Genomic DNA, 25,584 nt, shown 5'->3' on the forward strand with positions numbered 1-25,584 from the left:
GTATCATTTGTGTAAAAAAATATCAAAAAGCAATCACTTTTTTCACTTTGAATTCTTTTGTTTCAGTAGACGGTTCTGTTTGATCAGCTAATTCAAATAAAATATGGGTACCATTTTCTTCATCTTCAACGATAATCAGTTTTCCTGGAATCTTTCGAGTATCTTTCGCAATTTGGGCTTCTTTAATTAATTCTTTTTGATCTCTTTTTGAAGCAAGGGCATTTCCTAAATTAAAAAAGACAGTTTCTTCCATAATTAGCCACTCACTTTCTCTACTTTTCTTAAGTCAATTATAGCATATCCCTAGAAAAAGTGGCAGCTTGTGTCCTTTTACTTTCATTTAAGCATCAATAATCAAAGAATAAGCATAAGGACTTTCATAAATTCCTGAAGTATAATAATTGAGCCTCTTTTTAAATAGCGGGCCGTCAATTACCAACGTATGGTACTCCCCGTTTTCTCCGCAAATATCTAATTGATGCTCTTTAAGGTACGTGATAAATGTTTCATCTAACGGTTTTCCTAAAAATTTTATTGGAATACCTGCCTCTTTGCTGACCGTTTTGATAATTGCTGTGTATCCTTTTGCCAAGAATTCTTTGACAAGTGCTTCGCGATTCTCCTGCCAAAGAGGTAATTGTGGCTCAAGCCCAGCACTTAATGCAACTTGGCGATCCCAAGCACCATTTTGTTCAATATCTATATCGCCAAAACAAACCGTTTCTGCACCCAATTTTTTAGTTTCATGCAGTGCCTCAACCACTTTTTCTGTGTAATTTGTTTCATTGTTATGTGATATAACAAGTGGTAAATCTAACGCTTCGGCCGCTGCTTCTAAGACGGAGATTGGTATGCCGTGAAACCAAGAACGATTAATTTCATCACTTAATGTTGTCACTAACGCAACTGGCTGATTTCCTGCTTGTACCAATCGATCCATCGCCAATAAACAATCTTTACCAGAGCTATAACTTAAACAAAATTTTTTCATAAACGTTCCCTCTTTTCTCTATGACTATACCTCAAAACAATACATCCGTATACATATTTATTATTTAAGTATAACTAATACTGAATAGTTATTTGAATCAAAACATGGTATAAAATAGAGGTAAAGCAAGCTTTATTCACTTCTTTATATCTCTTTTCAACGGATGATCAGCTGGCGGAAACCAGCTGATCTTTTTTTCAAAAAACACAGCTATCTTTTGCAGTTTTCTTTTCCTCATGTTATAAAGAGATAGTAGGAAGCATTTATTCACTTCTTTACAAATCTATCTTAATCTTAGACAGTCGGCGGAAAACGGCTGTCTATTTATCTGGAAAAATTATGAACTCGTCAGCTAGTGGTCAGTTGACGAGTTTTATGTTATAATAATTAGAACACGAAAAATATTTTTAAACGAACCATTCAATTGTTTTGATGATTTTATTCAAAACTGGCGTGTCTAGAGAGATACAAGGATGTATTAGAGGTAGGGAATACATCGCTTAAATGAAAAATACTTGAATACTAGAAATAGTCTGATCCAACTTTAAAATAATAATATTGATTCGTTAGATAGCCTTCTCTTTAAAGAGAAGGCTATTGTCAATTAAAGAGTAAAACCACCGAATGTTTAAAATTAAACTTATCTCAAACATACCCTGTCAGTGTTTCACGCATTATCTCAATAAACAGTAAAAATCCAGAAGAGAGACTCTTCTGGATTTTTGCTTATTTTTTGTTAATCAATTTAAAATAATCCACATAAGTGCATAATTGGGAAAACAAATAATAAACTATCAAAACGATCTAAAATACCGCCATGTCCTGGCAAGATGTTACCAGAGTCTTTCACGCCATAATGACGTTTGATAGAAGATTCAACCAAATCACCGAATTGCCCTACTATAGAAAATAGAACCGTCAATACGAGCATCACCGGCATCGGATAAGGAAATAGCCCTTTATTAGCTGTGAAAACTAAAAACAACGCTGCTACAACGACGGCTGATAAAATACCGCCAAGTGCACCTTCTATTGTCTTGTTGGGTGAAACATCTGGCATCAATTTATGACGACCAAATCGGCGTCCAAATAGATATGCACCAATATCCGTTGCCCAGACAATGAATAAAGCAAATAACAAGACTTCAAAACCTGCGGAACGGGCACTAATAAAGTTCTGGAACCCCATCCCTACATATAAACTGACAATAACTGGAAAGCCAGCTTCTTCAATCGTATATGTATTTTTAGAAATCACCGAAGCACCTAACAACAACATTACAGTGACATAAAATAAAATGAAATTTGTTTGCATTTCCGGCAAAAAGTTTAACCACTTAATTGTCGGGATAACTAAAAAAACGGCCCCTAATGCTGATAAAACACCTTCAAAACTTAATAACGTTAATCCTTTCATACGGAATAACTCGTACACGCCGACTACTGCCAAAGCAACAGCGGCAATCTCAATTGCAAAACCACCATACCAGATAATTGGAATAAAGATGATTAATGCGACGATAGCTGTGATGACACGTTGTCTCACTGCGGATCGCTCCCTTCTGTTTCTGTAGTTTCTTTTAGACCACCAAAACGACGATTACGATTTTGGAAAGAAGCAATCGCGGTTTCTAAAGTGTCTCCTGAAAAATCAGGCCATAATGCTTTTGTAAAAAACAACTCGCTATAAGCAATTTGCCATAGCAAGAAATTACTAATTCTCTCTTCCCCACTTGTTCGAATCAACAATTCTGGATCACGAAGTTCCGTGGGTAAAAAGCCAGTCATTAAGTGATCTGCGATTGTTTCTTCTGTAATCTCATCTGCCGTATATGTTTTTTCTGAAACCTCTGCAGCAATCTGTTTCATGGCAGTTAGTAGCTCCGCACGCGCCCCATAATTTAAAGCAAAGTTCAAAACCATGCCCGTATTGTCCTTGGTTTGCTCAATGGCGCGCTTAACAGCATCTTGCGTATGGCTTGGTAGAAACTCTTGGTAGCCCATTACATTGACTTTAACATTTTCCTTAATTAATTCAGGCACGAATGTATCAAAAAAATCAACAGGCAATTGCATTAAGAAATTGACTTCATCTGTTGGTCTCTTCCAATTTTCCGTTGAAAATGCATAAAGTGTTAAAACTTTAACGCCTAAATGACTAGCATGCTTCGTTATTTTTTTAACCGTATCCATGCCTTCTTTATGTCCAGCAATTCTCGGCAGTCTTCGATTCTGTGCCCACCGGCCATTTCCGTCCATAATAATGGCAATGTGCTGCGGAATTTGGCCTTCTTTATCAAAGGCGTACTGGCTTGCTTCTTCTACATATTTATTTTTTTGCGGAAAAAAACGTAACATCTTTTTCCCTCCATTCCAAAAAATCTATCTTAATTATTATAACAATAACTAATGCAAATGCCTATGCATAGTCCCTGAATTTTCCTGATAATTAAGAAATTCCTTGTAACTTTATCATTTATGGTCTTTTTTAAAAGAAAAAAACTTAGACTTGGCAGGTAAATCAACATGATGTATCTGCCTAGCTCTAAAATTTTAAATAAACAACGGGACAGGAGCAGCTTCTTCGGAAATAAGCTGAACGTCCTTGAGAGACAAAAAGCATCTTTCAGAACTTTCTTCTTATTTCTTGAAGCTTAACACGCCTGTCCCGACCTCAAGTTTTTATTCTATTGTCATTTTCTTTTTATTCATTGACTGGAACAATGGCACCGTTCCATTTTTTTGTAATCCAATCTTGAACTTCTTTGCTACGTAACACTTTGACTAATTTTTTTACATTTTCATTGTTTTCGTCTTCTTTACGAACCGCAATAATATTAGCATAAGGTGAACTTTCTTTTTCTAAGGCAATCGCATCTTTTTTCGGATTTAATCCTTGATCCACGGCAAAGTTTGAGTTAATTAAAACCGCAGCCCCTTCTTCATTGTCATAAAGAGTGGTCATGATTGCTGGATCACTTTCATGATTGAATTTCAACTTTTTAGTATTTTTATCAATATCATCGAAAGTAGCAGTTGTCCGGTCTACCCCTTCTTTCAGCGTGATTAAACCAGCATCTTCTAAAATCGTTAAAACACGTGGCCAATCTGAAACAGAAGAGCTAACGTAAATCGTTGAACCATCAGGAATTTCTTGTAACGATTTGTATTTTTTCGAGTAAAGCCCAACTGGTTCTAAATGAATCGCACCTGCATTCACAAAGTCATAATCATTTTCTTTAACCGCTTCATTAAAGAACGGCACATGTTGGAAATAGTTGGCATCGATATCGCCACTTTCCAACGCCTTGTTAGGTAGCACGTAATCTGTATAAGTCGTCACTTCTAGTTTTACGCCTTCTTTTTCTAATAAAGGTTTTACATGTTCTAAAATCTCTGCATGTGGAACCGGTGAAGCCCCAACTTTCAAGACCGAGTCATCACTCTTTTTATTGCCGCAAGCCCCTAAAACTAAGACAGCTATTGCTACAGTAATTACTGACCATAATGTACGTTTTTTCATCTTATTCCCTCCATTTATCGTTTATCTATTTTTTTAGCGACTGTATCCCCAAGCCATTGAATCGCAAAGACAATAATTAAGATACAAATCGTTGCTACTAAGGTAACTGTATTTTGACCACGTTGGAAGCCATCTTGATACGCCAAACTTCCTAAACCGCCCGCTCCAATAGCAGCTGCCATTGCAGTGTAGCCCACTAAAGAAATGGTTGTAACGGTTAAGCCAGAAACAAGCGCTGGCAGACTTTCTGGTAATAGAACTTTCCAAATTATTTGGAAACGATTGGCCCCCATTGCTTTGGCTGCTTCAATCACGCCTTTATCGACTTCACGAAAAGCAATTTCGACCATGCGAGCATAAAAAGGTGCTGCGGAAATAATCAATGCTGGTAAGGAGCCTTTGACACCAGACATACTCCCTAAAATAATTTTTGTAAAAGGAATTAACAGAACGATTAAGATAATAAACGGAATCGAACGGAAAATATTTACAAAAATGGCCACTAGCCAATACAGTAATCGGCTCAAAATCCCTTTTCTGCCTGACGTTTCAAAAAGTAGTAGTCCTAAAATCAGCCCTAAAATGGCGACCACTATGATTGAAATCCCTGTCATATAAAGTGTTTCAATCGTTTTTTCTTGTAGTTTACTTATATCAATTTGGGAAAAATCAAAGAAACTTGCTAAGCCACGATTATTCATTTCCAATCACCTCTGTTTCTACACGAAGTTTACGTAATCCTTCAATGGCTGCTAGAATATTTTGCTCTTCGCCTAATAATTGAATATAAAGAGAACCCACTGCACCCTGCTTTGTTTGCTGAATGTTCCCTTGAATAATACTGACTTCTACTTGATATTCTTGGACAATATGCGAGATAATTGGCAATTTCGCTTGTTCGCCGTGGAAAAGTAGGCGAACAATTTTTCCATTCGGATATTGTTCCAACATTTCTTCAACAACCAGTTCCGTTTCTTCAATGTTTTTATCCGCTTCTTGTTGGATAAAGCGTTTCGCAATTTCTGTTTGAGGCTTTTTGAAAATATCGATCACTTTACCTTCTTCAACAATTTCACCATATTCCATCACAGCTACGCGATTACAAATTTTACGAATCACGTGCATTTCGTGGGTAATTAATACAACCGTTAAATTTAATTCTTGGTTGATTTTTAGTAGTAATTCTAGCACCTCATCAGTTGTCTGCGGATCCAAAGCACTCGTTGCTTCATCACAAAGCAAAATGTCAGGATTGTTAGCTAAGGCACGGGCAATCCCCACTCGTTGCTTTTGCCCACCAGAGAGTTGACTTGGGTAGGCGGTTTCCCGTCCTTCTAAACCAACCAACTTGATTAACTCTTCTGCGCGGCTTTTCCGATTTTGTTTTGGAACGCCAGCAATTTCCAATGGGAGCATGATATTTTCTAGGACCGTCCGTGACCATAATAAATTAAAATGTTGAAAGATCATCCCAATTTTTTTACGGAAGTTTCGTAGTTCTTTATTTGGCAACAATGCAATATCTTGTCCTTGAATTTCTACTTCACCTTCTGTAGGTGTTTCAAGTCCATTCAATAAGCGAACCAACGTACTTTTTCCTGCACCCGAATAGCCAATAATGCCATAAATATCACCAGATTCAACCGTTAAATCAATATCTTTTAAAGCCGTGACTTTACCCGCTTTACCGGAAAACTCTTTTTTTACATGACGTAATTCAATTAATGCCATTTTGTTCTCCTCTTCTTTCTGTTCTACTTTCTTATTTTGAAGGTTTCGCACTTTTTATGAAACGAATTTGCTTAATAAAAACAAAAAAACTTCCATCCTTTTGCTATTACAGCAAAAAGGACGAAAGTTTGTCATTTCGTGATACCACCTTAATTCGCTATTATTTCTCAATAATAACCTCATACGGTACTTGATTCTTCGCATACCGTTGGCTGTAACGGGCGCCCCGTAGTAAGTTCACTGCTTCGCTCACTTACTCTGCTCAAAGACCATCTTCCATCTTAAATCTGTTACCCATTCTCAGCAAACAGGGCTCTCTTCAAACGTCCTTAACATGTACTCTTCTTTTCAAAGCTTTCTTTTGATTAGATTGAGAAAATTATAGCAATAAACATTGGCCTTGTCAACGTAAGACTAAAGATTTTCAAATTCTGTTGGTTCAACATCTGCTAAAACAGCAATCCAGGCATTTTCTTCATCTAACGCACTCGGCTCTTGATCAGCCGCTTCATTAATCGCAACTACCTTACCAGATAATGGACTACTGAATTCACTGACTGCTTTTTCTGCTTCTAATTCAATTAAAGAATCACCTTTAGCTAATGTTTGTCCGACTTTGGGAAATGTCGCAAAAGTAATCTTCCCTAAATCCTCTTGGGTTTCGGCGGTTAAACCAATTTTATAACCTGCTTCTGTTGGTAAGATCCATAATTGATCGATTTGTTTCATTTCACTCATTTTCCAAGCACTCCTTCGTAATCTGCTTCTTTAAAACCATTCGTTAGAAATGTATTGTCTTTTAAGAGAATTGGACGCTTAATCAACATGCCATCCGCAGCTAAACGCTGACTTGCTTCTTCAATAGAAAAACTGTCAACAAGATCTTTTAAGCCTTGTTCTCTATATAAAACCCCACTTGTGTTAAAAAAACGACGAACAGGCAAGCCGGTTTCTTTCATCCATTTTGCTAGTTGTTCACTACTAGGCGGTGTCGCTTTAATATCAATTGCTTGGTATTTAACGTCTTGTTGATCTAACCACGCTTTCGCTTTTTTACAAGTTGAGCATTTAGGATATTCATAAAGTGTGTACATTTCTACCCCTTCTTTCTTTCTTCTTTCTTTAACGACCACTTCTGGTACGAACCGTTTCTTGTTGGTAACGCATGGACATAATTAAGCCCACCCCAATCATGTTACCTAAAATGGAAGAACCACCTTGACTAATAAACGGTAATGGAATCCCAGTTAATGGTAGTAAACCAATATTCGCTCCAATGTTTTCAAAAACATGGAACAAAATCATCATGATAATTCCTGTGGCAATGTAGGCATAGAATTCATTATTTGTATCAAAACAAACGCGGATCATGCGGTAGATTAAAATAAAATACAACAAAATAATGAAACAGCCACCAATAAAGCCAAAGTTTTCACCAACAACTGTAAAAATCATATCTGACTCACGAACAGGGACATACACATCACTCACGTTAAAGCCTTTTCCGAAAAGGCCTCCAGAACCAATTGCTGTTAATGCTAGCGCTGGTTGGAATGAGCGATCTGGATCTGTATGGAAAGGATTTAGCCATAAATCAATCCGATCAAATTTATAGGCTTCGACCCCTAACTTAGACAATAAATCTCTACCTGTTTCTGTTGTAATCAAGTAAATAGTTCCTGCCCCCACTAGAGCAGCTAAAATAAAAACTGGCACAATAATTTTCCAAGTAATGCCAGACATTAAGAAAACTCCCCCAAAAATGGCTAAGAAAACTAACATCGTCCCGAAGTCTTTTTGTAAAAGTACTAAAACAATTACCGGAATCGCGACTAATAGCATTTTAGCGATTAGCCAAAAGTCGCTTTTGAGTGTTCGGTCCACATATTTAACATTATGCATGGTCACTATATAGGCCAACATCAAAATAAACGCAATCTTCATCAATTCCGATGGTTGGAATGTGGTGCCACCAAAGCGAATCCAGTTTTTAGAACCTGTTTGCTCTGCTAGCACGGGGTCATAGAATTTCAGTAGTAATCCCATTAATACTAATCCAAGTGCATAAAAAACGGGCGTTAACCGCCAGAGTAATTTTGAGCTAAAATGCATAATAATGACAATACTTAATCCTCCGACTAAATACCACAGTCCTTGTTTCATTAACAAGCTACCAATTTTAGGTTTGCTTGGATCATTGTAAAGCGCTACGTAAAGCGATAGCATACCAATTAGTGATAAAAGAAAAACTGGTAATATCACGCCGTAATCAATTCGACTATCTAAATTTGTTTTCTCTTTTCTATTCATTCGTCATCCCTTTTCCTTTGTTCATACGTTTTTTATTATATCTTTCTCACAGAAGAAAAGAAAGGAATTCTACTATATTTGAGAAAAACTTTAGAGAATTGGTCCTTCACTAGCAATTTTTTCTTTTTCTTCAATCCTATTTGGCTTTTATTTAAAATTTTTCACATCAGTGATAATGAGAAAGTTTACTATAAACATTCAGTAACAAAAAACAGTCGCAACTAAAACACGTTGCGACTGTTTTTATTCGCTTTTTCTTTGTTTCGTTTGTTGTAGCTCTTTATTAATTCGGACAATTTCGTTGCCAAAATTTTGCCAGTCACTGGCTCGCGGGGGCGCTAGCCAAATTAAACATTTTACTGAAAATAACGTTTTTGGTAAATAATCCGAAACTACTAAATCAGTATCTGGTCGAATCGCTGAATGAAAGTGAATGCTGAAAGATTCGAATATTTTGATTTGTTCTTTGATAAACTGAGTATATTTTTCTCCTTGCGTAAAATTCACATAAAGATTGATCGTGCTTTTTTCATTCCTTTGGTCATAAAGACGGGATAACACTAATAGCAAATCAAAAAATAAAGAAAGCTTACTAAACTCAAACGCCGAGCAATCCAACGCAAATAAAAACTGACGACAGCTATTAAAAACAATTGGGTAGCGTTCCTGAAAAAATTCTAAATCCATAATTCGTAAGGTGATATCGATAAACGGTGTAATAAAACGATGTTGATAAATAATCGGAACAATTTCTTGATAAAATTCTTCGTCCGAAATTGTAAACGGCATATAAGAAAAGAATAATGTTTTCGTAGCCGTAATTGCCTCATTGTGAGAACTCAGCAAATGTTCCGAAATAAGTTCACTTTGATAGACCGATAAATTGCCGATAATCCCTTGAATTTCTGCGTTTTTCTCTGCATGAGTCGCCTTCATCACTTCGTTGATCCAACTTTGAATTTCTTGATAAATCGAACTTTCTTCATCAAAAGCGAATGGATTTTCTTCTTGGGATAAAAAATAATTAGCTTTTCTTTGCGTTCGTTCTAACGCCACCAATACATAATGTTTAAATAAATGAAAATTAGTGATATTTTCATAAGAGCCTTTCAATTGAGCCAATAATTGGTTCACTGCGCGAAGATCTGTTTGATTATATAATTCTTCAGAATCTTTGTAAATTCGGTAATAGAGCATAGTAAAATATTGTCTAATCGCCATTTCATTGCCGCTAAGTTGTAAATTTTTGGATAACTTAATACCGTATTGACCTAATTCTTTCCGGATATGGTCAACAATTTTGTATACAACCGTTCGACTCATCCCGTGCTTTTCACCGTATTTTTTGATTGAGGTAAACTGATGAAAGAAAATCGTTTTTAATAGATTAAATTCTAACGAGTCTTTTAAATAATATTCTTCAATAATACTTGAAGAAATACGAAGGCTTTGAGATAACAAAATTTCATTATTTTTTTCACTGATTTCCATCTCATTAATCAGACCAAAGCGTTGCAAATCTGCATTGATTTCTGTTATGTTCCGTTCTAGCAAATAAGGAGAAATAGCTAATTGCTTACATAAACGATCTTTTCGTTCAGAAAATGAATATTGTTGCTCTAACTTTCTAATAATCGCTAATTTTAAATTTTCCCGATCATCTAATAACAAGAATTCCATTTAAACTCTCCTTGTTCCATACAAAAGTGAGCCTGACAGGAAGCTTAAAGTGGTGCCAAATTGAGAGGACCCACTTGCCGCTCCTCCAGTAATTTCCACTGGGGCTATCGTATCTATTTTTTTCAACAACTCATCATTTAACAGCACCTTTTTATTTACTCGTTCCTGTTCAATTTTATTTTTCTTTTTCTCCTGTTTTGTTTGTTGCTCCTTGTCCTGTCTCGAGGCAATAATTGGTCTTTCTGGGCCAATCATTGCTTGACTATAAGGAAGCTCTGCAAGCATATTCCCCTCTGCAGCAAAATTAGTAGGGTTGACATACACCTTCGCAATAGAAAGGTATGACTCGTAACGGAAGGTTACAAAATAAAGGCCTACTTTTTGAGTATTTACATTATTTTCTATAATTACATTTTCTAAATTTAAAGGGCGACCCTCTTTATCTTTTAGAAAAACGACATTGTCTAAGGGTGACCATGCTTGATTAACTCCTAAAAACGTGTCTTTTAATTTAAGTTCCGTTTGATTTTCTTTGACCGTAATGGTTGCTGTTTCAATTTTGCCATCCACTTCATAAGTCACGGTGTATTTGCCTGGTGTTGTCGCTTCGTTTGCATAGCTATTCACTGAAGCAATCAACATTCCTGAAGAAAGAAATAAGGCTGTGCCGATACTACCATAATAAATAGTTCGCTGGTTCATCTCGTTTATTATTCCTCCAAACTATTTCATAAAAATAACTATCTTAACAGAAAAACCTGCTAATAGGTGTTCTTAAAATAAAAGTCACTTGTAAAACTTCCTATTTTCCAAGGAAACAGCTACCCTCATTCATGCACTTATTCATCTTTTAAGCGTGGAACAAAAGTTACTTTAAACTTTTGCCCCACGCTCATTTAATTATTTTCGTTTCTTCTTGATGACTATACCACTAATAATCACAATAAGTAACACAACAAGTCCTAGCACACGATATAGACCATTAGTTTGTTCTCCCGTTTTTGGATAACGTCCTTGCTTGTCAGGTTTCACAATATGTGTGACATACTGACTACGTTTTATCGTGGTTTGATTCGTTGAGGAACTAGTCTGGTTGTTCTCATTTTTATCTGGTAGTGGTGTAGGATTACGATCAATCACATGAACAGTTGCTACTGTCATCAATTGACGAGGTGTTTCGTTTGAAAACATTGAGAAAAGTCGTGACTGCACAGCTGGTTTGGTTTCATTAACTGGCTCAGTGGTATAGGAAATCTGGTACTCTCCTGTTTTCTTTGTATCAACTTCCCCTTTTACTTGAACCTTATCAAAGGATATAGCATGACCGTCACGATCTGTCGCTGAAACGAAATTATCTTCTGGTTTCCACGAATCACCAACATAAATCGTTGTATCTTTAACCTCTAACTTAGATTGGTCGGGTTTGACGGTCACATGGGCTGTTTCTTCTTTACCTTCGTAACTGTATACGATTGGATAAACGCCTGCTTTGCTAGTATCAACTTGACCTGAAACAGTGATTTTTTCGAATGGGACATCTTGACTTGTTTTATCTGTTGCTGAAACAAAGTTCTCTTCTGGTTTCCATGAATCGCCGACATAAATCGTTGTATCCTTGACTTGTAAACGACTATCATCACGGACATGAACGATTGCTTTCGCTTCTTTTGTGCCATTTTTATAGACAATTTCATAATCGCCTATTTTATCAACATTCACTGTTCCCTGAACATCAATTTTTTCAAACGGAACGTCTTGACCTGTTTTGTCTGTCGCGGAAACGAAGTTATCTTCTGCTTCCCATTTATCACCCACATAAATTGTTGTATCTTTGACCTCTAACTTAGACTGGTCGGCTTTGACGGTCACATGGGCTGTTTCTTCTTTACCTTCGTAACTGTAAATGATTGGGTAAATGCCCGCTTTGGTGTTATCAACTTGACCTGAAACAGTGATTTTTTCGAAGGGAACGTCTTGACCTGTTTTATCTGTCGCTGAAACAAAGTTCTCTTCTGCTTCCCATGAATCTCCCACATAAATCGTTGTATCTTTGACTTGTAAGCGACTGTGATCAATTGTTTTAGTTAATGGAATTTTTAGTTGGTTGTCTCCTTTGACCAGCTTAATGGCTTTGCCTGTCAAATACTCTTCATCCACGGAATATTCCTGCGGTACATTCGTTACTCGCAAAGTATAATCACCTGTCATGATGGCATCAAAGGAGTATTGACCTTTTTCATCTGTTGTAAATTCGGTTGCTGTATGCGTGACATTATCAATTAGTTCAAAAGAAACCTTCGCAATTGCTTGGTTTTCATCCTCTATGTTATGCGTATAGAATGTGGCAGTTGCTAAATAAACAATACCTTCCGCATCGCCTTCTGAGAATTTCAATGTGATTGGTGCAGTGGTGACTTTTTTCTTGTTAGCAGACATCTGGTCCAATGTTTCAGAGTCGATTGTTGTTTCTGTATAGATTTGTCCAGCGTTTGCAGAGACCGTATTGTATTCAATCGTAATGTTTTCTGTCAATGTATAGTCTTTAAAAATGACTTTCGCACCGTTTGTAGTCTTCTCTAATGAATAAGCATCTTCTGGCACGCCTTTCACGGTAATAGAATTCAAATCGATTTGAGCATTGGTTGTGCCTTTTGGTGTTAATTCAATCGTTGGATTTTTCACACGATGTGTTTTATTATCAATATTTTTTGTTGTTACTGTTGTTTTTGTTACATTTTTTAATGTTGGATTCGCCGCTTGTGTTGCACTCAAAATGTCTAACGCTTCATTTTGAACAGAAACCGAAGCAGACCCTTCATTATTATTCGATTGTGGTTCTTTAGCTGTCCCTGTTATAGAAAGAGTTGGCACGTCGATCCAGCCATTGGCGTTTTTATACTCAATAATGTAACGTTTGTTGGTTTTTCCAAAATCAAACGTGTAACTATTGGTATTTTCGTCAAAAGTAATCGTTGGATATCCAGGGCTGTTTGGCGTCATTGGTTTATCAAAGTATTGACCGCGGTCCCAGTATTGTGGATAAATTGAATCTACCTGATCGTTTGAAACATCATAAATGTCAAAAAGAACATCGGCGCCAGCTGGAATTTTTGTACGGACGCTTAGTGAGTCAAAAGAATCATTTCGTGCATTGACAAGGAATTGATTTTTACTACTTTGAAGTGTTCGTTCTGAACCAATGTGTCGATTGGTATTTACTTCTGTTTCGATAGGGGAAATGCCATCAGCACTCATTGTCACAGGAATTTTATCAAAAGGAATACTTTTATCTTTTGGTAAACTATCTGGCACGTAATTAAAGCCAATTGGAATTTCAAGCTCATTTGTAATTGGCGTAGTGAACTTAATGATCGAACCATCTGAGGTTGGTGTGACTGTATAATCTTTCCCTAAAACATAATATGAAAAATAAATATCTTTTGTGGCTCTAACAGATAGATATTGCGGATGTTTTATTTTAATCTCTAAATTTTCAATGGGGTTGGCCTTACTACCTGCTACAGCAATTTCGGTATCACTCATATAAGCACCGTTTCGATCATAATTTCCCCATGTCGCTTCCGCATTCGTAGGATTTAACATAGCGATTGGCTCCACGTATTGATCGGATAGTAACTGAATGGCTTTATCGGGACCAATTACAGGTGTACTTAATGATAGATTAATGTCCTTCTTGTCAAAATCCATTGTTAAATCAGAAATATTTATTCTTAAATAGCTATCTTTTGTGGCCGTTAAGGTAAGCTTGCCACCTTCAGTTTTAATATCAAAATAGTCTTCCAATTTTACATTTTCATATAAAGGACCATACGCCGTAAATTTAGGATTCTTAATTTCTTGACCGTTTGTACTCTCTAATACGATTTGTTGACCCACTTTTGTTTCTGTTAACGTGCCATAAATTGTTACATAATATTTCCCTTTGCTTTGAAAACTGATATAGGACATACTACGCATTTCACGATCAGCAATTACTTTACTTGTTTGACTCGTCTTAGCAGTAAAATCGGTTGTTTTATTCGTTCCTGTCGTACTTTTTAACGAAAGAGAACCTAACTTGGTTGTTGGATATTGCTGATAAAATGAATAACTGTAGTCCGAAACACTCTCTAAATAAATTGTCCGATTAATCGATAAAGAATAGGCTTTTTGTTGATTCATGTTTGGAACAGTTACAGCAATCCGCCCGAGTGAATTATCGCTTAATGTATAATCTTTGCCAGGTGTTAACAGGGTTTGCGTTTCTGGTAAAATTTGACCATTAATGTCGACATCGTAACTGAAAACTTGAGGTTCCAAGTTATCTTGTTTTCCAAAGACAGCGCCTGGTGTCTCTGTTGTCAATAATTCTAATGTTTGATTGCCAGTTAACGTCCGGTCTAAATTATAAAAAATTTCGCCATCTAACCCCGTCGTTCTGGTTCGTTCGTTATATTGAATTGGTTCCACTTGTTCATATAAATCAAACGAGTAGGTTTTTTTATTTTTTCCTGGAGTTTCAATTTTGATTAATGGTTCCGCCTCTGTTGTTAGATAACTTTTTAATTCTACTTTAAAGGAAGTATCTGAAACTCGTTGATTAAACGTAATACTTAATGTTTTGGTTGCCGCATCGACTGCCCAAGTTGCGCCAATGCCCGTCACATCTCCGCTAACAGTTGAATAACCTAAATGTTCTGGTAATTGAACTGTATAAACTGATCCAGGTGCATAACCTGTGTTTCCAACAGCAAATTGGAACGTAGCGGTTACCGGTGTTGTATTTAATTCGCGGTGAACCTCTGTTTGGCTGTATTCTGTTCCACCAATCGGCGCAAGACTCATACTGTCAAGTAGTTCATCTGTAATTGGCGCTTGAACATCTGGTAGGGCTTTTTCATTAAGTGAGGTGTCCTTGTCCTCCGTTGTTTGTTGTTCAGATGGTGTAGCAGCATCACTGGAAGCTGTTGTGCTCGCCTCTGTGGTTTGCGATTCAGTTGTTGCAGTTGGTTGATTCATTTCTGAAGTAGTCGTTGTTGCTAAAGGTAAAGATGGTGTTGAGTTCGATAACTCTGCCTCTTTTTTTGCTGTATCAGTGGTCTCTGTTTGTGCTTCTGTCGTTGTTACAGCATAGGCATTTACGGCAAACCCGAAATTTTGTGCGAGAAGTATACTCAACATCACAAAAGAAAAAGTTTTTTTCTTCATACTAATCCCCTTTCAATAAAATTCATATAACCTAATAATAGCTTGTTAAAAATGAAACAATTGATTAATTTTTTTTGAATCTTCAAAAAAAAAAAACATCTTTTCATAAAAAAATACTTGGAAAATCAGCCACAATCACTGTTTTTCCAAGTATTTTTTTATTAATATTTGTAAATTATCGTTTCTTTTGACGAAAAACGACCACGAAATAAACTGCAATAAACAATAACACTAAGAGCGAGTTACTATTTTTAATTAAAGTTAAAAATTGACTTGTTTGCATTGAAATGCCTTTGCCGCCAGTCAATTCTAATAAAAATTGTGTCGTGCCACCTTTGCCTACTACAGTGACTAACATAAGCGCCATCAAAATAAATTGATGGAATAAACTCCCTTTTGTTTGTGTTGTGTATTTGATAAAGATGCGGCTATCTTTTGGCAAATCTGTCTCTTGATAATATCGCCTAGCTAAAAAGCTATTCAATGTGCTTTTGAAAAAACTCAAGAGAAACAGGCCTAAAATAGTCCACGAGGTAAGAAGTAATATTCCCAAACTTCCCGCCAGACCAACCATTGGTATGTTGTTTGACCATTGTTTCGTTTTACTAGCTACAATCATTGCAAAAATCATCCCTAAAACATAAGGTAAATAGAGATAGATGCCCATATGAGCTCTGCCATAAACCCCTGCAACATAAATGGAGCCAAATAAAAATAAATAGTTCCCGACAATCCCGTTAATCAAGGTCGCAAGATTCATTTCTAATGATACTTTATATGCGCCGCGTTTGCCATAATGACTAACGAAAAGGACAGCCACCACAAAGAAACAGCAGGCGCCAACAATCGCATAATCAAATTCCACCGCATTCGTTAATAAGCGACCACTTCTTAATAAAAGTAATAACACAAAAAAGATAACAAACAGAATTAATTCTTTTCGTGAAACTTCTGCTGATTCTTCTTCTAGCTCGTTTAATGAAACAGGATAGCTCTTGATTGCTACTAAAGCAACCAGAAAATAGAGCGCGTACACCAATAACGCCAGTCCAATCTCAGTCGCTTTAAAAAATAAAGCGCCAAATAAAACAGCGGTCAATAAGACTGTCGTTAAAAGATTGCTGTGACTGATTTTTTGACCTTCTTCTTTCAAGAAAAAGCGAATTGATTGATTACTTGGTGGCAACAACGCCCCACTAAGTCCTAACAACATTCCTGAAATACTATAAAGCGGGAAAGAAAAAGCGCCGGCGATCCCAATTAAGGATCCTGCCAAGCCTAACAATAGAGAAATCTTTAGTAGACCTAGACTAGTCAAAGACAAATTAATTCCTCGAACTAGAAAAATGCCTGTCATACGCAATGTATAAAATAAGACAAATGGTAAAATTGTTAGAAGGTTGTGTCCATCACTCAATTGAATGTAAAGTAAATAAGGCACAACAATAATCGTATTACTTAGTAAACTTAATGCTGTATTACCAAGACTTTCAATTTTTTTATTCATTTTGACCTCTTCTTTTATCTTTCATTTTCTATTATTTTTAGGGTAGCATTGTTTACTTTTTTTGTCCATAAAATAACAGATGCAGCAATTTTCTAATGTTTATTTTCCACTGTTACGTATAATAGTTAATGACGACTGCTTGGACTTTCTCTGTTCCGTCATTTATATACGTGTGTACTTGATTAGCATCAAAATACATAGCGGCGTCTTTTGGAAGAAGGTATCTCTGACCGCCCACTTCAAGAGCTAATGCTCCTTGAATAACCATGACATATTCTGTCGAACGTTTTGAATGCCCAACAGCTTGATACTTTTTCCCTGGATCTAATTCAAACTGAAAGAGTTCAAAGTTTCTTTCCTGGTTGTCCGAGTAGTAATTAAAGACTCGATAGGAGTGATCTTCAGAATGTTGTGTTACCGTCTCAGTTTTTTTAACCACGGGATTTTCTTTAACATAGTCATCTTCTAATAAATACGTATATGGAACATTGAGTCCATTACTTATTTTCCAAATTGTATTTATGGTAGGATTGGTGGTTCCTTTTTCAATCTGCGAAAGCATCCCTTTACTCACTCCGGTTATCCCAGCTAGTTCATCTAACGTAAGTTTTTTTTCTTGTCTAATTTTTTTTAAATTATTGCCAATAATTGTATTAATCTCCAAAATAGTTGCTCCTTCTGTTTCTTTTTATCATCCAAAAGTTTAATATATTGAACAAAAGTATTCTTTATTGTATTATACAATATATATCTTAGTTGTTCAAAAGGAGTGGTTAATAATGAAAACGCTCATTCGCTCGTTGTGTCTTATTATCGAAGGTCTAGATTTTCAGACACACGTGTTTAAATTTTATACAGAAAGAAGGAAAAAAAGAGAATGAACCACCAATTAGATGCACGCACTGGCATTCGTGAAGCCTTGCCAACGGTTTTTGGCTATATTGGTATTGGCATTGCTTTTGGTATCGTAGGACAAGCAGCAGGTTTTTCCCCTCTGATTGTTAGTGCGATGTCGTTTTTTATTTTTGCAGGATCTGCTCAGTTTGTAACAGTTAGTATGTTGACTGGCGGCAGCCCTATCTTATCTATTGTGTTAGCGACTTTCTTAGTAAATGCGCGTATGATTCTTATGGGAATGACCATTGCGCCTTACTTTAAAGCCGAATCTCTCGGTAAAAATCTCTGGTTGGGAACCTTACTGACGGATGAAAGTTTTGCACTAGGAATGAATAAATTAAACCATACCAAAGGACGTTTAAGTTTTGAGTGGTTTAATGCTGCCAATTTGATTTCCTATGCGACTTGGGTTTTTTCGACGATCATCGGTGCCTATCTAGGGCGCTTTATTGCAAACCCTCAAGCATTAGGTCTTGAGTTTGCGGTCGTGGCTATGTTCATTGGTTTACTCTATCTGCAGATAATTAGTGATCGTTCCATGAAAATCGCTTTACAACTCATCATGGTCCTGATTACTTTTGGGTTGATGTCTATTGGTCTAATTTTTATTCCCAGTAATTTAATTGTCTTAGTTGTCACGTTAATCGGTTGTGGAATAGGAGTGATGATAAAACATGCCTTCTTCTGAGTATCTCTTTTTAACAATTTTAGGCTGTACCGTTGCAACCTGGCTTTCAAGAATACTGCCATTTTTACTTTTAAAAAAAATCAGTCTGCCACAGAAATTATTAGAATATCTAAGTTTTGTTCCCATTGTGATTATGTCAGCCTTATGGTTTAGTAGCTTATTTGAACAAAGAATAGGGCATTTACCAAGCCTCAATCTTCCTTATTTATTCGCTTCATTTCCTACCATTTTAGCCGCAATACTCTCTAAAAACTTATTACTTATTGTACTGGTAGGCATTGCTTCATTTGCACTAATCCAAAATTTTATCTAAAAAAACAGACAGGCACTACCATCTGGTAGTGCCTGTTTGTTTTTTTAGATGCCAGCTGCAGGGATCGAACCTGTGACCTACGCGTTACGAGTGCGTTGCTCTACCAACTGAGCTAAGCTGGCCTGAAACAAATCTATTATAGGACTTTCTACTTTATTTGTAAAGTCTGTTTGTTATTTATTTATGCAAAATCTCTTTAAAATAAGCCAAATAGCGACTTTACAAACTTTTTTCTGAAAATGTGGTATAATAGAGATATCAAGAAAGGATGGTTTTTTGTATGTCAAATTTTAATGGTATGGTTACTCCTGTTGTTCCATCGGATGCTGGTAAGGATTTCGCCGTTGACACCCATGTTACTTTTCTTGTTCACGGACAGCCACAAACAGGCGTTGTTACGAAACAATTAAAAAATGCCGCTGTCGTCGAAATTGACGAAACGCAAAAAAACAATCACTTAATGGTGCACAGCAATGGTGTGATTGTTATTAATTACAAACAATTGAAAAAGATTTAATTCTTCAAGCGTGGGAAATTTCCCCCGCTCTTTTTTATGTACAGAATTGGAATACTTTCCAATTCGTCGGAAACTATAATGCTGTAATAAACGCAAAAAAACCAAAAATAATTCCAGGAACATTAGCAAAAATAATGGACTTATCTCGTGTTTCTCCATCGTCTCCATATAACCCATGAATCGTCCAAAAAATACAATTAATCATTGCCACTAATGGTTGCGTCGGATTGCCTTTTTCCCCATGTAAATTTCCATAAATTTGTGGAATATATGAAACATACATCAAAACTGACATCACACTAGCAATCACAGCGATAGCGTGTAAGACTTTTTTATTCTTTTTCATAGCTCCTCCTTTGTTTTTTTATTTTTTATTATACACCTAGAAAAGTTCTTTAAGCAAAAGAAAACCGTTAGTAACCATAATCGGTTATCTAACGGTTTTTTGTTATTATTTTGTTCCAAATAAACGGTCACCAGCATCCCCTAAACCAGGAACGATATAGCCGTCTTCGTTTAAGCGCTCATCTAAAGCTGCTGTATAAATATCTACATCTGGATGCGCTTCTTGTAAAGCTTTCACACCTTCTGGAACGGCCACTAGACATACAAATTTAATGTTGCTAGCACCACGTTCTTTTAATGAATCGATGGCCATAATTGCGGAACCACCTGTTGCTAGCATTGGGTCAACAACAAATAATTGACGACTTGCAATGTCTTCAGGTAATTTCACGAAGTATTCATGTGGTTGCAATGTTTCTTCATCACGGTAAAGTCCAACGTGTCCAACTTTCGCTGCTGGAATTAATTCTAAAATCCCATCAACCATGCCAATACCGGCACGTAAAATAGGAATGATTGCTACTTTTTTCCCTGAAAGTGTTTTTTGTGTTGATTTACCCATCGGTGTTTCGATGACAACATCCTCTAAAGGCATATCCCGTGATACTTCATAAGCCATTAACATAGCAATTTCGTTGACAACTTCGCGGAAAACCTTTGTCCCACAGTTCTTTTCGCGAATCATTGTTAGTTTGTGTTGAATTAGCGGATGATCAATTACTTGAAATTTTCCCATATCTATTCTCCTTCATTATTTTATTCTTTCTTATTGTAAAACAAAAGAGCCTAGGACACAAGTTGAATTCCTTAAATCCTAAGCTCCGACTCTTATTTGTACAGAGAATCGCGCTTCAGCTATCCCTGATGTTAGTTATATAATGGATATTTTTTAGTTAGCGCTGCTACAGCTGCTTTGACTTCATCATGAACTGCTGTATTTTCTGGATCTTTTAAAACTTGAACGATTAATTTAGCAACTTCTACCGCATCTTCTTCTTTAAAACCACGTGAAGTAATCGCAGGCGTTCCAATACGGATACCACTTGTTTTAAATGGACTTAATTGTTCAAACGGAATTGAATTTTTATTGACAGTAATATTTACACTATCTAAAATAGCTTCTGCTTCTTTTCCATTTAAACCAAAACCTGTCACTTCAATCAGTAATAAGTGGTTGTCTGTTGCCCCACTAATTAAACGAGCTTCTGGCGCTTGATTGAAAACTTTCGTCATCGCTTGCGCATTTGCAATCACTTGCTGACTATATTCAGCAAAACTTGGATCCAATGCTTCTTTAAAAGCTGCGGCTTTTCCGGCAATCACATGTTCCAACGGGCCACCTTGAATGCCTGGGAAAATACTACTATTTACTTTTTTCGCCAATTCTTCGCTATTTGTCAAAATTAAACCGCCACGAGGACCACGCAATGTTTTATGGGTCGTACTTGTTACGATATCAGCATACGGAACTGGATTTGGGTGCAACCCTGAAGCTACCAAGCCTGCAATATGCGCCATATCAACCATTAACTTGGCATCTACTTCATCAGCGATTTCACGGAAACGTTTGAAATCAATCGTTCGTGAATACGCACTTGCGCCAGCAACAATTAATTTTGGACGATGTTCTCTTGCTAAAATTCGCACGACATCGTAATCGATTACTTCTGTTGAAGGATCCACTCCATAACTGACAAAATTATAGGTTTTGCCACTAAAGTTAACGGGCGAACCATGTGTTAAGTGACCACCAGCTGATAAATCCATCCCCAAAATGGTATCACCTGGTTCAACCAATGAAAGGTATGCCGCTGTATTGGCTTGAGAACCTGAATGGGCTTGTACATTCGCGAATTTTGCACCAAATAATTCTTTGGCACGATCGATAGCTAAATTTTCTACGATATCGATAAATTCACAACCACCATAGTACCGTTTACCAGGGTAACCTTCTGCATATTTATTCGTTAAAATACTTCCTTGGGCAGCCATAACTGCTTTTGACACGACATTCTCAGATGCGATTAGTTCCAAGTTATTTTCTTGGCGCTCTTCTTCTCTTGCAATTGCATTCCATAAATCTGGGTCATACGTTTTGTAATCCATTCAAACAACACTCCATTTTGTTTTCTTTTGTCTGATTGTATCATACTTCTGTGTCAGCTTCGTTACAAATACCTCTTATTTTTCAAAAAATTTTTGATTGGCTGATTTTTTCAAGCGATTCATGTAAGCAGTGCCTAAACCAGTTTCTGCAAATCCTTGCGCAAAAATCGTGGTAGCTCCTTGCTCATCTAACGCTCTTAACCCTGCAAATAGTTCTTTTGTGGCATTTTCAACCGTTTCTGCACCATAAGAATAAACAAACGCATTTTCTGTATCTAGTTGTGCTGCCTGTTCATCACTTAAAAATAAGCCGATTTTTTCCTGTTGTTCTTTTGCTTGCTGAATCGCCGCTTGCCATTCTGCTGTTTGACCGCTTATAATCCAAACTTCCGCATCAGGAGAATAGTGTTTGTATTTCATCCCTGGCGCTTTGGGTGCTGCAGTTTCACTAATCAAATGTGTATCGATTTTCACTTGGGGAATAATGCTTTCCAACTGCTCTTTGGTAATTGCTCCTGGTCGTAAAATAACTGGCACACCATCTTCCGCCGTTAAATCCAAGACCGTTGATTCCACCCCAATCTGCGTTGGGCCATCATCTAATATGGCAGCAATTTTCCCCTGCAAATCATGATAAACATGCTCTGCAGATGTTGGACTAGGCTTGCCAGAAGTGTTCGCACTTGGTCCGACCAACGGAACATTGGCTTGTTCAATCAAAGCTAAGGTCGCTTGGTTATCTGGCATACGAAAAGCGACTGTCTCTAAACCACCTGTTACTGTTTTAGAAAATGTATCGCTAGGCACATTAAAAATTAAAGTTAATGGTCCCGGCCAAAAGGCAGACACCAATTTTGTAGCGACTTCTGGTAAGGTCGCCACGTATTTTTTGACCATCTCAACGTTGTTCACATGAACAATCAATGGATTATCACTGGGGCGGCCTTTTACTTGGTAAACTTTTTTTACTGCCGCTTCATTTAAGGCATCAGCACCTAAGCCATAAACAGTTTCTGTTGGAAAAGCCACTAGCTCGCCTGCTTGAATGGCTGCTGCTGCTTGGGCTATTTCTTGTTTGGTTAATTTTTTTGTTTCCATTGCAAATCGCTCCTTCTAGAAAAGTGGCGACGAAGAACCTTAGTTACTCGGCTATCGCGAGGCGATCGTTGCCAGATAAATCTTTTTCAATTTTAATTGTTTTTTGTGGATAGGCGGCGCTCAATAATTTTTGGAGGGCCGCGCCTTGTTGAACCCCTATTTCAAAATAAATTTTACCGTCTGCTTTAAGCATCGTTTGACTTTCATGAATTAATTGTTGGTATAAAGCCAAACCGTTATTTTCAGCGAATAAAGCGGTTTTAGGTTCATACGTTCGGACACTTGCATCCATTAAATACCATTCTTGTTCACTAATATAGGGCGGATTAGAAATAAGCAGATCAATTTTTTCAGAAGCAACTGGCTGTAAGCCATTCCCATGATAAAATTCGATGCCAGCACCTAATGCTTGCGCGTTTTGTTTAGCGACAGTCAACGCTTTCTCTGAAAGATCAATGGCAATAACTCGCCAGTTGGGCCGTGCCAGTTTCAAGCTAATCGCAATGGCACCTGTCCCTGTTCCGACATCCACGACCGTCAAAGGAGTATCTGGATTGGCTTTTAAGCAACGCTCGACTAATTCTTCTGTTTCTGGCCTAGGAATCAAAGTATGTTCATTAACAATAAAGGAATGTCCATAAAATTCAGCTTGTCCTAGTAAATATTGTGCTGGGTAATCTGTCAATAATTGGGCTAAATCCGTTTTTAATTGTTCCTCTTCTTCTTTGGGCATTTCTTCTTGCATATGCAGGAGCCACTGCGTTTTATCCCAACCTTTACGTTCTAAAAAAACATAGCGAATAGCATAGCCTTCTTTGCCTTGCGCCTCTAAAAAAGAAGAAGCCCAGTTAAGGACTTCAAAGTAACGTTTAGCCATTTTGCATCTCTTCTAATTTCGATGTTTGATCATATAAGACTAATGCATCAATGATTTCATCTAATTTGCCAGCAAGAATCTGGTCTAGTTTTTGGATGGTTAAACCAATACGATGATCCGTTACTCGATTTTGTGGGAAGTTATACGTTCTGATTCGTTCTGAACGATCTCCGGTCCCCACCGCCGATTTACGGTTAGCATCATATTCACTTTGTGCTTCTTGTTGAATTTGGTCATACACACGAGCACGCAAAACTTTCATTGCTTTTTCACGGTTTTTTAGCTGTGAACGTTCATCTTGCATTGCGACTACGATTCCTGTTGGTAAATGGGTTAATCGAACAGCCGAAGCGGTTTTATTGACGTGCTGTCCACCAGCGCCACTTGCATGATAAATATCGACACGGATATCTTTATCAGCTAATTCGATTTCGACTTCTTCCGCTTCCGGCATAACTACAACGGTTGCTGTCGATGTATGAATCCGTCCTTGTGATTCTGTTGAAGGAACTCGTTGCACGCGGTGAGCGCCACTTTCGTATTTTAATTTTGAAAAGACGTTATCTCCTGAAATCATCATAATTACTTCTTTATATCCGCCGATTCCAGTGACGTTCGCTTCTAAAACTTCCGCTTTCCACCCTTGTGCTTCTGCATATTTTTGGTACATATTAAATAAGTCGCCAGCAAAAAGTGCGGCTTCATCGCCACCGGCTGCACCACGGATTTCCATGATGATATTTTTATCATCATTTGGGTCTTTTGGTAATAATAAAATTTTAATGCGGTCTTCTAACACTTCTTTTTCTTTTTTCAAATCAGAAAGTTCTTCTTTCGCCATTTCGGCCATTTCCGCATCTAAGTTTTCACTTAAAAGTTCTTCGGCATCGCTAATCCCTTCAACAACTTGTTTATATCGGCGATAAACCTCAACCGTCTCACGTGTATTAGCTTCTTCCTTCGATAATTCCATGAAACGTTTTGTATCGCTAATGACTGCTGGGTCACTTAATAATTCGCCCAATTCCTCATAGCGATCTTCAATAGATTGTAATTGATCGTACATAGTGTCTCTCCTTACTGTTCTTCATTCACTGTTTTTGGATGAAAATAATGTTTGCGACAAACAGGATAGTAGGCTTCATTCCCACCAATTTGGACTTGATCCCCTTCATAAACGGGTTTGCCATCAATATAGTGCAAGTTCATAGTTGCTTTTTTATGACAGAACCAGCAAATCGTTTTTAATTCTTCTAATTTGTCTGCATATAAAAGTAAATACTTTGAGCCTTCAAATAATTCATTTCTAAAATCATTCTTTAGCCCAAATGCCATTACTGGAATATCTAATTCGTCAACAATTCGTGCAAATTCAATGACATGATGCTTGTTTAAAAATTGACATTCATCGACTAATACGCAAAAAGGTTTGTAAGACAAATCATTAATCAAGTCAAAAACATTGGTTTCTTCAAAAATTGGAATAGCATCTCTGCGTAATCCGATGCGACTGGATACTTTCCCAACACCATCACGTGTATCTAGTCCACTGGTCATCAAAACAACTGGTTTGTCTTGTTCTTCGTAATTGTGTGCTACTTTTAAGATTTCAATGGTTTTACCACTGTTCATTGCGCCATACTTGAAAAATAATTGAGCCATGTTCACTACACCTTTCCGTTAGTTCCTTACGTATTTTACTATATTTTCAGCAAAAAAGCAGTATTTTTAGCTAAAATGGTCGTGCATTTTTCTGAAAAAACAGAATCTACGCCAAAGTCATTTTAGCAGAG

Annotated in this window: 25 protein-coding genes, 1 tRNA gene and 1 other annotated feature; of the genes, 3 read left to right on the forward strand and 23 right to left on the reverse strand. The window is 37.0% G+C overall.

The features are described from left to right. Window positions 1-22: 22 nt before the first annotated feature. From IGL56_RS09580 to IGL56_RS09650, 15 genes are all read right to left on the reverse strand, one after another. Window positions 23-253, reverse strand: coding sequence for a hypothetical protein (locus IGL56_RS09580; protein ID WP_010816027.1), 231 nt, complete (start codon window positions 251-253; stop codon window positions 23-25). An 87-nt stretch (window positions 254-340) separates the two neighbouring features. Next, window positions 341-991, reverse strand: a complete 651-nt coding sequence (locus IGL56_RS09585; protein WP_002356648.1) for a diphthine--ammonia ligase — start codon at window positions 989-991, stop codon at window positions 341-343. A 745-nt stretch (window positions 992-1,736) separates the two neighbouring features. Beyond that, on the reverse strand, window positions 1,737-2,537 hold the full coding sequence (locus tag IGL56_RS09590; RefSeq protein WP_002359680.1) for a phosphatidate cytidylyltransferase: 801 nt from the start codon (window positions 2,535-2,537) through the stop codon (window positions 1,737-1,739). Next, complete coding sequence (locus tag IGL56_RS09595) at window positions 2,534-3,349, reverse strand: isoprenyl transferase (RefSeq protein ID WP_002356646.1); 816 nt, start codon at window positions 3,347-3,349, stop codon at window positions 2,534-2,536. The genes IGL56_RS09590 and IGL56_RS09595 overlap by 4 nt, the downstream gene beginning before the upstream one ends. 346 nt (window positions 3,350-3,695) lie before the next feature. Next, window positions 3,696-4,514, reverse strand: coding sequence for a MetQ/NlpA family ABC transporter substrate-binding protein (locus IGL56_RS09600; protein ID WP_002356641.1), 819 nt, complete (start codon window positions 4,512-4,514; stop codon window positions 3,696-3,698). A gap of 14 nt (window positions 4,515-4,528) precedes the next feature. Next, window positions 4,529-5,215, reverse strand: a complete 687-nt coding sequence (locus IGL56_RS09605; protein ID WP_002356640.1) for a methionine ABC transporter permease — start codon at window positions 5,213-5,215, stop codon at window positions 4,529-4,531. Further along, the gene (locus IGL56_RS09610) at window positions 5,208-6,245 is read right to left on the reverse strand and encodes a methionine ABC transporter ATP-binding protein (RefSeq protein WP_002356639.1); all 1,038 of its coding nucleotides are present in this window, start codon (window positions 6,243-6,245) and stop codon (window positions 5,208-5,210) included. The genes IGL56_RS09605 and IGL56_RS09610 overlap by 8 nt, the downstream gene beginning before the upstream one ends. Before the next feature lie 113 nt (window positions 6,246-6,358). Then, window positions 6,359-6,606 (reverse strand) — a binding site (T-box leader). Between the two features lie 53 nt (window positions 6,607-6,659). Then, window positions 6,660-6,974 carry a glycine cleavage system protein H gene (locus tag IGL56_RS09615; protein WP_075551716.1) on the reverse strand — a complete coding sequence of 105 codons (315 nt, stop codon included), beginning with the start codon at window positions 6,972-6,974 and terminating at the stop codon, window positions 6,660-6,662. Window positions 6,975-6,979: 5 nt separating this feature from the next. Then, the gene (locus IGL56_RS09620; protein ID WP_002356637.1) at window positions 6,980-7,339 is read right to left on the reverse strand and encodes an arsenate reductase family protein; all 360 of its coding nucleotides are present in this window, start codon (window positions 7,337-7,339) and stop codon (window positions 6,980-6,982) included. A 28-nt stretch (window positions 7,340-7,367) separates the two neighbouring features. Further along, window positions 7,368-8,555 carry an FtsW/RodA/SpoVE family cell cycle protein gene (locus IGL56_RS09625; protein WP_002356636.1) on the reverse strand — a complete coding sequence of 396 codons (1,188 nt, stop codon included), beginning with the start codon at window positions 8,553-8,555 and terminating at the stop codon, window positions 7,368-7,370. Between the two features lie 243 nt (window positions 8,556-8,798). Then, window positions 8,799-10,235, reverse strand: coding sequence for a helix-turn-helix domain-containing protein (locus IGL56_RS09630; RefSeq protein WP_002356635.1), 1,437 nt, complete (start codon window positions 10,233-10,235; stop codon window positions 8,799-8,801). Next, on the reverse strand, window positions 10,236-10,937 hold the full coding sequence (locus IGL56_RS09635; protein WP_002356634.1) for a bacterial Ig-like domain-containing protein: 702 nt from the start codon (window positions 10,935-10,937) through the stop codon (window positions 10,236-10,238). Window positions 10,938-11,135: 198 nt separating this feature from the next. After that, complete coding sequence (locus tag IGL56_RS09640; protein WP_010816030.1) at window positions 11,136-15,443, reverse strand: bacterial Ig-like domain-containing protein; 4,308 nt, start codon at window positions 15,441-15,443, stop codon at window positions 11,136-11,138. A gap of 175 nt (window positions 15,444-15,618) precedes the next feature. Continuing rightward, window positions 15,619-16,950: a hypothetical protein gene (locus IGL56_RS09645; RefSeq protein ID WP_002356631.1), complete on the reverse strand. Its 1,332-nt coding sequence runs from the start codon at window positions 16,948-16,950 to the stop codon at window positions 15,619-15,621. A gap of 112 nt (window positions 16,951-17,062) precedes the next feature. Then, a complete protein-coding gene (locus IGL56_RS09650) occupies window positions 17,063-17,614 on the reverse strand; it encodes a helix-turn-helix domain-containing protein (RefSeq protein WP_002362234.1) in 552 nt (183 codons plus the stop codon). Between the two features lie 213 nt (window positions 17,615-17,827). On the opposite strand from IGL56_RS09650, the gene IGL56_RS09655 reads away from it, so the two are divergent. Then, complete coding sequence (locus tag IGL56_RS09655; protein WP_002356628.1) at window positions 17,828-18,535, forward strand: AzlC family ABC transporter permease; 708 nt, start codon at window positions 17,828-17,830, stop codon at window positions 18,533-18,535. After that, complete coding sequence (locus IGL56_RS09660) at window positions 18,522-18,848, forward strand: AzlD domain-containing protein (RefSeq protein WP_002356627.1); 327 nt, start codon at window positions 18,522-18,524, stop codon at window positions 18,846-18,848. Before IGL56_RS09655 ends, IGL56_RS09660 begins: the two co-directional genes overlap by 14 nt. 49 nt (window positions 18,849-18,897) lie before the next feature. Here IGL56_RS09660 and IGL56_RS09665 read toward each other — a convergent pair. Continuing rightward, window positions 18,898-18,970 (reverse strand) — tRNA-Thr (locus tag IGL56_RS09665). Between the two features lie 158 nt (window positions 18,971-19,128). Between IGL56_RS09665 and IGL56_RS09670 the strand changes: the two genes are divergently transcribed. After that, window positions 19,129-19,365 carry a hypothetical protein gene (locus tag IGL56_RS09670; RefSeq protein ID WP_002381528.1) on the forward strand — a complete coding sequence of 79 codons (237 nt, stop codon included), beginning with the start codon at window positions 19,129-19,131 and terminating at the stop codon, window positions 19,363-19,365. A gap of 73 nt (window positions 19,366-19,438) precedes the next feature. On the opposite strand, the gene IGL56_RS09675 is transcribed toward IGL56_RS09670, so the two are convergent. From IGL56_RS09675 to IGL56_RS09705, 7 genes are all read right to left on the reverse strand, one after another. After that, the gene (locus IGL56_RS09675; RefSeq protein WP_002356625.1) at window positions 19,439-19,711 is read right to left on the reverse strand and encodes a membrane protein; all 273 of its coding nucleotides are present in this window, start codon (window positions 19,709-19,711) and stop codon (window positions 19,439-19,441) included. A 105-nt stretch (window positions 19,712-19,816) separates the two neighbouring features. Next, the gene (upp, locus tag IGL56_RS09680; protein WP_002356624.1) at window positions 19,817-20,446 is read right to left on the reverse strand and encodes a uracil phosphoribosyltransferase; all 630 of its coding nucleotides are present in this window, start codon (window positions 20,444-20,446) and stop codon (window positions 19,817-19,819) included. Window positions 20,447-20,577: 131 nt separating this feature from the next. Next, window positions 20,578-21,816 (reverse strand): serine hydroxymethyltransferase, encoded by a 1,239-nt coding sequence (gene glyA / locus IGL56_RS09685; protein ID WP_002356623.1) that lies wholly within the window; start codon window positions 21,814-21,816, stop codon window positions 20,578-20,580. Window positions 21,817-21,891: 75 nt separating this feature from the next. Beyond that, window positions 21,892-22,914, reverse strand: coding sequence for an L-threonylcarbamoyladenylate synthase (locus IGL56_RS09690; RefSeq protein ID WP_002356622.1), 1,023 nt, complete (start codon window positions 22,912-22,914; stop codon window positions 21,892-21,894). A 43-nt stretch (window positions 22,915-22,957) separates the two neighbouring features. Beyond that, complete coding sequence (gene prmC / locus IGL56_RS09695; protein WP_429861316.1) at window positions 22,958-23,791, reverse strand: peptide chain release factor N(5)-glutamine methyltransferase; 834 nt, start codon at window positions 23,789-23,791, stop codon at window positions 22,958-22,960. Continuing rightward, window positions 23,784-24,857 carry a peptide chain release factor 1 gene (gene prfA, locus IGL56_RS09700; RefSeq protein WP_002356619.1) on the reverse strand — a complete coding sequence of 358 codons (1,074 nt, stop codon included), beginning with the start codon at window positions 24,855-24,857 and terminating at the stop codon, window positions 23,784-23,786. The genes prmC and prfA overlap by 8 nt, the downstream gene beginning before the upstream one ends. 11 nt (window positions 24,858-24,868) lie before the next feature. Further along, a complete protein-coding gene (locus tag IGL56_RS09705; RefSeq protein WP_002356618.1) occupies window positions 24,869-25,453 on the reverse strand; it encodes a thymidine kinase in 585 nt (194 codons plus the stop codon). Window positions 25,454-25,584: the final 131 nt, after the last annotated feature.

It is taken from the genome of Enterococcus sp. DIV1316a, from assembly GCF_050536915.1.
GTDB lineage: Bacteria > Bacillota > Bacilli > Lactobacillales > Enterococcaceae > Enterococcus > Enterococcus faecalis.

Coding starts and splice junctions, on each gene's coding strand:
- glyA (WP_002356623.1), bottom strand. CDS start 21,816: ATGGATTACAAAACGTATGACCCAGATTTATGGAATGCAATTGCAAGA.
- IGL56_RS09610 (WP_002356639.1), bottom strand. CDS start 6,245: ATGGCATTAATTGAATTACGTCATGTAAAAAAAGAGTTTTCCGGTAAA.
- IGL56_RS09605 (WP_002356640.1), bottom strand. CDS start 5,215: ATGAATAATCGTGGCTTAGCAAGTTTCTTTGATTTTTCCCAAATTGAT.
- IGL56_RS09585 (WP_002356648.1), bottom strand. CDS start 991: ATGAAAAAATTTTGTTTAAGTTATAGCTCTGGTAAAGATTGTTTATTG.
- IGL56_RS09620 (WP_002356637.1), bottom strand. CDS start 7,339: ATGTACACACTTTATGAATATCCTAAATGCTCAACTTGTAAAAAAGCG.
- prmC (WP_429861316.1), bottom strand. CDS start 23,791: ATGGCTAAACGTTACTTTGAAGTCCTTAACTGGGCTTCTTCTTTTTTA.
- IGL56_RS09630 (WP_002356635.1), bottom strand. CDS start 10,235: ATGGAATTCTTGTTATTAGATGATCGGGAAAATTTAAAATTAGCGATT.
- prfA (WP_002356619.1), bottom strand. CDS start 24,857: ATGTACGATCAATTACAATCTATTGAAGATCGCTATGAGGAATTGGGC.
- IGL56_RS09655 (WP_002356628.1), top strand. CDS start 17,828: ATGAACCACCAATTAGATGCACGCACTGGCATTCGTGAAGCCTTGCCA.
- IGL56_RS09625 (WP_002356636.1), bottom strand. CDS start 8,555: ATGAATAGAAAAGAGAAAACAAATTTAGATAGTCGAATTGATTACGGC.
- IGL56_RS09640 (WP_010816030.1), bottom strand. CDS start 15,443: ATGAAGAAAAAAACTTTTTCTTTTGTGATGTTGAGTATACTTCTCGCA.
- upp (WP_002356624.1), bottom strand. CDS start 20,446: ATGGGAAAATTTCAAGTAATTGATCATCCGCTAATTCAACACAAACTA.
- IGL56_RS09670 (WP_002381528.1), top strand. CDS start 19,129: ATGTCAAATTTTAATGGTATGGTTACTCCTGTTGTTCCATCGGATGCT.
- IGL56_RS09635 (WP_002356634.1), bottom strand. CDS start 10,937: ATGAACCAGCGAACTATTTATTATGGTAGTATCGGCACAGCCTTATTT.
- IGL56_RS09690 (WP_002356622.1), bottom strand. CDS start 22,914: ATGGAAACAAAAAAATTAACCAAACAAGAAATAGCCCAAGCAGCAGCA.
- IGL56_RS09645 (WP_002356631.1), bottom strand. CDS start 16,950: ATGAATAAAAAAATTGAAAGTCTTGGTAATACAGCATTAAGTTTACTA.
- IGL56_RS09615 (WP_075551716.1), bottom strand. CDS start 6,974: ATGAAACAAATCGATCAATTATGGATCTTACCAACAGAAGCAGGTTAT.
- IGL56_RS09580 (WP_010816027.1), bottom strand. CDS start 253: ATGGAAGAAACTGTCTTTTTTAATTTAGGAAATGCCCTTGCTTCAAAA.
- IGL56_RS09675 (WP_002356625.1), bottom strand. CDS start 19,711: ATGAAAAAGAATAAAAAAGTCTTACACGCTATCGCTGTGATTGCTAGT.
- IGL56_RS09600 (WP_002356641.1), bottom strand. CDS start 4,514: ATGAAAAAACGTACATTATGGTCAGTAATTACTGTAGCAATAGCTGTC.
- IGL56_RS09705 (WP_002356618.1), bottom strand. CDS start 25,453: ATGGCTCAATTATTTTTCAAGTATGGCGCAATGAACAGTGGTAAAACC.
- IGL56_RS09595 (WP_002356646.1), bottom strand. CDS start 3,349: ATGTTACGTTTTTTTCCGCAAAAAAATAAATATGTAGAAGAAGCAAGC.
- IGL56_RS09660 (WP_002356627.1), top strand. CDS start 18,522: ATGCCTTCTTCTGAGTATCTCTTTTTAACAATTTTAGGCTGTACCGTT.